The 2,467-nt window shown below is 74.0% G+C and carries 1 protein-coding gene; it reads right to left on the bottom strand.

The features are described 5' to 3' along the window. Positions 1-2,426: type I polyketide synthase (locus tag ABT300_RS43155; protein ID WP_351688393.1), on the bottom strand; the 2,426-nt coding region annotated here is incomplete at its 3' end. Between the last annotated feature and the right edge of the window lie 41 nt (positions 2,427-2,467).

Genomic DNA, 2,467 nt, shown 5'->3' with positions numbered 1-2,467 from the left:
AGGACGTTGCGCAGCTCCACCGCGATCAGCGAGTCCACGCCCAGATCGCGGAAGGCCCGCTCCGCACCCACCTGCTCGACGCCCTCGTACCCGAGTGCCGCCGCGGCCCGGGCGCGGACCTCTGTGAGGAGTTCCCGCTGGCGCGCCTCAGGGGAGAGGCCGCGCAGACGCGCCTGGAGTCCGGTCGTGACGGTCTCGGCGGTGACCTGGGGTCCGACCGGGGCACGGTACACCTCTGCGAGCAACGGGCTGTGCCGGACCGCGGTGAAGGCAGCGCCGAAACGGCTCCATTCGACGTCGGCCACGAAGGCGGCGGCGGTCGCGTCCCCAGCGGCGGCGGCGAGGGCGTCCAAGGCACGGTCAGGGTCGAGGAGGCCCACGCCGCCTCTCAGCTGCCGGCCCTCCGCGTCGGCGTCGGCGGCCATGCCGCCGCCTGCCCACGGCCCCCAGGCGATGGAGGTGGCGGGCAGCCCCTCGCTCCTGCGCCGCTCCGCGAGGGCGTCCAACAGGGCGTTGGCGGCCGCGTAGTTGGCCTGTCCGGCGGAGCCGACCGTGCCGGCGAAGGACGAGAAGAGGATGAAGGCGGAGAGCTCGCGGTCCCGGGTCAGCTCGTCGAGGTTGCGCGCGCCCATGACCTTGGCGGCGAAGACCTTCTTGAAGGCGGCCGGCGTGAGGCCGTCGAGGACGCCGTCCTCCAGCGCCCCTGCCGTGTGGACGACCGCGTCCACGGGGTGGGCGTCGAGGAGCGCCCGCAACGCTTTACGGTTCGTCAGGTCCAGTGCTGCGAACGTCACTTCGGCACCGACCTCAAGCAGTTCGCCGCGCAGCTCCTCGGCGCCCGGCGCCCCGTCCCCGTTGCGGCTGACCAGGATCAGGCGCGCGGCGCCCGCTCGGGCGGCCCACCGGGCCACTCTGGCCCCCAGTGCGCCCGTGCCGCCGGTCACCAGGACCGTGCCGGACGGCTGCCAGGCGGATTCCGGTGCGGGAGAGGCCGGGACCAGGCGGCGGCCCACGAGTCCGCCGGATCGGACCGCGACCTGGTCCTCGCGTGGACCCATGGCCGTCACGCCGTCGGCGAGCAGGGTGACCAGCCGGGCGGCCGAACGCCGGTCCAGGGTCGTGGGAAGGTCCACGAGACCGCCCCAGCGGTCGGGGTGTTCCAGAGCGACGACGCGCCCCAGGCCCCAGACGGCGGCCTGGTCGGGTTCCGGGGCCGGATCGGCGGCCGTGACGGTGACGGCTTCCCGGGTCAGGGTCCAGAGCGGCGCCGAGACGGCGGCGTCGCCGAGGGCCTGGACGAGCACCGTGCTCGCGAGAACGCCGTGGGGCACGTCTCCGTTCGCCCCGCGCTCCAGGGCGAGGGTGGAGACGACGCCGGCGACCGGGGCGTCGCCGACGGCCACGGCGATACGGCGCGCCAACTCCGCCCGGCTGTCGCTGTGATGGTGCTCGACGGCGACCAGTTCCGCACCGGCGTCGTGCAGGGCGCCGGTCAGGGCGCCGTCCCAGCCGTCCGCGCCTGCCGAGGACACGGGCCTCAGGAACAGCCAGCGCCCGGACAGCCGAGCGCCCTCGGACAGGCCGGCGACCGTGCGCCAGACGACACGGTGGTGCAGGCCGGCGGCGACGGCCGAGCCGTCCTCGGCGTAGGAACGCTCCAGCCAGAACCGGTCACGGCGGAAGGCGTAGGTGGGCAGCTCGACCGTGCCTGCCCCCGGGAGGAGCGTGGCCCACGCCACCGACGCGCCGCTCAGATGCAGTCGCGCGAGGGCCGCCACGAAGTGCCGGGGCTCCTGTCCGTCCTTGCGAAGGACCGGCGCGTACAGCACGTCGTCCGCCGCGCAGTTCTGCGCGAGTGCGGTGAGGGTGGAGTCCGGGCCGATCTCCAGGAAGCGGGTCACGCCCTCGCCTGCCAGCACGCCGACCCCGTCGGCGAAACGCACCGCCTCCCGCACATGCCGCACCCAGTACTCCGCCGACGCCAACTCGCCCTCCACCGCGAGCCGACCCGACACGTTCGACACCAACGGAACCGACGCAGAACCGTAGGCGATCCCTTCCGCGACCTCGCGGAAGGCATCCAGCATCGGCTCCATCAACGGCGAGTGGAACGCATGCGACACCCGCAGAACAGACGTCCGCCGGCCCAACGCCCTGAGCTCATCGGCGACCTCGACGACCGCCGCCTCGACGCCCGCGATCACCACCGCGCGCGGGCCGTTCACCGCGGCGACCGACGCCTCGGCCCCACGGCCCTCCAGCAGCGGCAGCACCTCCTCCTCGGCCGCCTCCACCGCCACCATCACACCGCCCGACGCCAACCCCTGCATCAACCGACCCCGCGCCGCCACCAGCGCACACGCGTCCTCCAACGACAACACACCCGCCACATGCGCAGCCGCGATCTCACCGACCGAATGCCCCATCAGGAAGTCCGGACGCACCCCGAACGACTCCACCAGACGGA

The sequence above is a fragment of the Streptomyces sp. NPDC001027 genome (genome assembly GCF_040299045.1).
In the GTDB taxonomy this organism is placed as follows: domain Bacteria; phylum Actinomycetota; class Actinomycetes; order Streptomycetales; family Streptomycetaceae; genus Streptomyces.
This window is presented reverse-complemented; position numbering and strand designations above follow the sequence as displayed.